The sequence below is a fragment of the Rufibacter sediminis genome, from assembly GCF_014269285.1.
GTDB classification, from domain to species: Bacteria; Bacteroidota; Bacteroidia; order Cytophagales; family Hymenobacteraceae; genus Nibribacter; species Nibribacter sediminis.
Genome location: NZ_JACOAF010000046.1, coordinates 1 through 4,417, shown reverse-complemented (window position 1 = coordinate 4,417; position 4,417 = coordinate 1). Strand labels below are relative to the sequence as shown.

The following is a 4,417-nucleotide window of genomic DNA, read 5'->3' as shown; positions in this document are numbered from 1 at the left end:
CGTCAGCGAGTTTCTTTTCTTCATGATTCTTTTGGTTACTTTTCTCATCCAGGAGAAAAGTGACAAACGCGGGCAGACCGCGACTCCAACCTCAAGGCTTGGTAGGAAGGAAGTGGAGAGTAGAGGCCGAAAGGTAATCTGAAAGGCAGTCATGGTTGTTGGTGAGAACACCAACAACGGCGGGCGGAGTAGAAAGGAAATGGATCAGCGGGTGTAAACATCCCCCTTCGCCCCCTTCAAAGGGGGAATCTCTGCTTGAGAGAAGGTGAATTGGTTGTTGGAGAGAACCAGGGAGCAAAGCCGGATAGCTAATCTTAGCGGCAGTAAAAGTCGTTGGTGAGAACACCAACAACTGCGGGCTGGGCTGGAAGCTCAGTAGCTTATAGCTCAACAATAAATAGAAGAAAAGGTACGGAAGTAAATCCGCGCCATAGAAGTCTACTATCCCATGGCAGTTACAAACTGCCGTCATAATAGGTCCAAGTCACAGACTTGAACCATCAGAAAGAAAGAAAACAGACATTGTACTTCGTCCTCTTCAAAAGAAGAATTCTACCTCCAAGTCATGCCCGTTTCGTTTCAGCGCTGTTTTCCGGAAAAGAGGCCAGAAACTCAGTGCGGGCTTGTTCCAGCGCCTGCATCAGCCGGTTTCGCTGCGCTAGCAGGCTCTGCAGCACGGTGGAGCGGCGGTAAAAGAGCGAGAAGAAGATCCAGTTACGGCGCGCGATCTGGATGCGGTGCCAGTAATGCAGCACGAAGAACCCGGTTACCGGCAGCGCCACCAGGTACGCTACCAAGGCCCAACCCGAAAGCCCCAGCCAGGCATGCGCCGCCCAGCCAATAAGGGCATAGAAGATGGGGAACGTGAACATGCCAATGGTCATCATGATGGGCGCGTAAAACTCAATGTCTTTGGTGAGCATGCGGGCAATTTTGGCGGGCAGAAAATACGGCAGATAATTATGCACCACCCCAAATAAGTAAACCGGGAAACCCAGGATAAGGTAGAGCAGGGTCTGCACCGTGCCCCAGGCCACTTCGCGGCGGCGGGGAACATCCTTCAGGGCATCGGGGACCAGGTTGACGCTTTCCAGGTGCTGCAGGTAGTCCTGTAACTCGGTCCGGAGCTGGTGCACGCGCTCGGGTTGCCGGGCCTCGAAGTATTTGATGCTTTGCAGAATGCCTTTGGTGATCAGGAACCGCTCCTGGGGCTCAGACTCGGCCAGGTCCAGTTCCTTCACCAGCGTATCCTGGTAAACGGCTTCCACCTGGCGGGCCAACGCGTCTTCCTCGTCGGTCTCGGTGTGGATGACCAGGGCTTCCAGTTGTTCTTTCAGGTGATCGGTGAGGGCGTGGGCGGCGTGGAAGGGATCCTGGACGTAGGCCGCCTGGAAATCTTTGACGTGGATGGGCTCGCCTACGTTCACAAAGACATCGCTCCGGAAACGGGACGGGTCTGAGTAGTTCACGCCCACGGGGATGATGCGCAAGCCCAGTTTGAAATCATGCTGGGCCTCGGCCCCCAAGCCAATGCGGGCCGTGCCGGTTTTAAGGGGCCGGAGGCGGCGCTGCATGAAACTGTTGCCCTCGGGGAACACCATGAGCGTGCCGCCCTTGCCCAGGAACTCATAGCATTTGGAGAACGTGGCATCGTTCTGGGCGGTGCTGCCTTCGCCCACGTCCTCGCGGCGGTACACCGGAATCATGAACAGCCGGTGAAAAAGCCAGCCCTGGATGCCGGGTTTAAAGAAACTGCTTTTGGCCAGGAAGTAGATGTTCTGCTTCATGAGCGAGGCGGTCACCACGGGATCCATAAGCGTGTTGGGGTGGTTGGACACTACAATCAAAGGCCCCTCCGAGAACAGCAGATGACGGTTGTGCACCGTAAAACTCCTGAAGAACACGCGCAGCGCGATCTGGAACATGGTCTTGAGCAGAAAGTACAGCATAGAAGCTCTGGTTTAACGGAGGAAGCTACGCTTTTTTCAGCACCATTTCAGAAAAACAGCCCTAAAATAGCTTGCCCAGAAAGCAACACAGGCTAGGCACGGCGGTTACACGCCTCTTTTGGGAAAACAGGCCCTAAACGGTGGTCTTTTCTCAGGCAGGTAACAGATCACAGAACCAGAAACCGGTGTCATATGCGGCTGGGGTGGCGGCAAAGCAATCGTCCTCTGCTGTTTGGGTGGCGGGCGCGTAGCTTCTGAACACCACCTCCCCCAGCTGTACCGGCACCGGCTCCCGGAAATTGGGCCCGTCATAGACAAACGAATGGTACTCGCCGTTCTCGCCGCAGGGGTCTACGTGCGCCGGCAGGTCTTTCACAAACGCCTCGTCCAGCTCCCGTCCGGCAAACGTCGCGTCCAGGTGCATGCCGTTCACGCAGACTACTTTAGCTTTGAAACCGGCCCGCCAGAACTCCTCCAGCAGAGCTCCGGGCTCCTCGCCCCACAGCGGAAACGCGGCTTTGATGGCTACAGCGGCCAGTTGCTCCTCACGGTACTGGCGCAGGTCCTCCAGGTAAAGATCCCCGAAGATGCCGTGCGTCACGCCTTCGGTTTTGAACCGGTTCCAGGCCTGAGCCATGGCTTGGTTGTAGACGGGCATACTGGCCCCCTCGGGCAACGAGAGCGGCTGCCAGGGCAATCCCAACGCTGAGGCCTGGGCCTGCATCAGTTGGGTGCGCACGCCGTGCATGGTGACCCGCTGGTGGGCTTCGCTCACGGTGGTGAAGAGCGCGTGCAGGCGAAAATCCTGTTGGTGCTGAATCCGGTGCAAGGCCAGCGCGGAGTCTTTGCCGCCGCTCCAGTTGAAAATGGCGAGAGGTTTCATAACGGAAAGGTACGGGTTCCTGGTGGCAGCCGCAGCGGTTTTAGGGGTGTTTTCCTGAAATCGGGGCTAAAACAGGTCGGTTTTTATCCTGAAAAAGACGGTTTTTACCAACATTTGGAGGATGATTGAATTATAACTTATTCAGATCAATGTAGTTACATTTGTATAAAGAAGAAATATGCAAACCTCTACCTACCTTATCTGGAAATAATTAAATTTGTAGAGTAAGTAGAGATAATGGAAGGCGACCGCCTCTTGACACACCCATACGCGACTGACAATGACGAAGACTTTCCTTGAGGAAATGAACAGTGATATACCCTCTGGGGTGGCATTCAAAAATGTCAACCTCAAGAAGAAAGTCATCTCCTATTTCGCCCACACGGGCAACGCCACCATTGCCGAGCTGGGCAAGGAACTGAACCTGAGTGTGCCCAAGATCACCAGCCTGCTCAACGACCTCATCCAGGACGGCCTAGTGCAGGACCACGGCAAAGTGGACTCTACCGGCGGCCGCAAGCCCAACGTGTACGGCCTGGCCCCGGAGTCGGCGTTTTTCCTGGGGATTGACGTGAGAACCCACCACATCAACATCGGGCTCACCGATTTCCAGAAGAACCTGATCAGCGACTTCAAAAGCTACCCCTACAAGCTGTCCAATGACAAGGAGTCTCTGGATGAGCTGTGCCACATCATCAACAATTTCATCTCTGAGCTGCCCATTCCCAGAGAGAAGATCCTGGGCATCGGCATTAACCTCTCGGGGCGCATCAACTACGCCAAGGGCTACAACTACAACCTCTTTGATTTCCATGACGCGCCGCTGAGCAAGATCATTGAGCAGGTCATCGGCATCAAGGTGTTCCTGGAGAACGATTCGCGGGCCATGGCCTACGGCGAGTATTGCTCTGGCGTGGTGGAAGACGAGAAAGATGTCCTGTTCGTGAACCTGGACTACGGCATTGGCGTGGGCATGATCCTCAACAACCAACTGTTCTACGGCAAATCTGGCTATTCTGGGGAGTTTGGGCACATCCCGCTGTTCCAGAACGAGAAGATGTGCAAGTGCGGCAAAAAAGGCTGCCTGGAGACCGAGGCCTCGGGCTGGGCGCTGGTGGAGATGTTCAAGGAAAGCATGCAGGCCGGCGCATCCACCATCATCAGCCAGAACAACATCCGCCCGGAGGACCTCACGCTGGACGATATCATCAACGCCGCTAAAAACGACGACGTGCTGGCCATCGAGCTGATCGCCAAAATCGGGGACAAAATCGGGCGGGGCATCGCGCTGCTCATCAACATCTTCAACCCAGAACTGGTGGTGCTGGGCGGCAGTTTGTCTTCTACCGAGGAATACATCATGCTGCCCATCAAAAGCGCCATCAAGCGGTACTCGCTGAGTCTGGTGAACAATGACACGCAACTGAAAGTCTCCCAACTGGGCGAAAAAGCCGGCGTAATTGGTGCCTGCCTTCTGGTGCGCCACCGCTACCTGGCGCTGGAACATAACTAAGAAACTTGATCCCCTAAAACCCGTCGGCCCGTTTCAGGCCTGTTTTGGTGAAAACAGGCCTGAAACGGGCCG

At 55.3% G+C, this 4,417-nt stretch carries 3 protein-coding genes; 1 reads left to right on the top strand and 2 read right to left on the bottom strand.

Annotation, left to right across the window (positions count from 1 at the left end; all coding sequences use genetic code 11):
* Positions 1 to 563: 563 nt before the first annotated feature.
* Together H7U12_RS20485 and H7U12_RS20480 are read right to left on the bottom strand one after the other, a co-directional pair.
* Entirely contained in the window at positions 564 to 1,949 is a 1,386-nt protein-coding gene (locus tag H7U12_RS20485; RefSeq protein WP_186641658.1) for a lysophospholipid acyltransferase family protein, read from the bottom strand.
* Between the two features lie 151 nt (positions 1,950 to 2,100).
* Positions 2,101 to 2,832 carry an adenine nucleotide alpha hydrolase gene (locus H7U12_RS20480; protein ID WP_186641656.1) on the bottom strand — a complete coding sequence of 244 codons (732 nt, stop codon included), beginning with the start codon at positions 2,830 to 2,832 and terminating at the stop codon, positions 2,101 to 2,103.
* Between the two features lie 280 nt (positions 2,833 to 3,112).
* Between H7U12_RS20480 and H7U12_RS20475 the strand changes: the two genes are divergently transcribed.
* On the top strand, positions 3,113 to 4,345 hold the full coding sequence (locus tag H7U12_RS20475) for an ROK family transcriptional regulator (RefSeq protein ID WP_186641654.1): 1,233 nt from the start codon (positions 3,113 to 3,115) through the stop codon (positions 4,343 to 4,345).
* Positions 4,346 to 4,417: the final 72 nt, after the last annotated feature.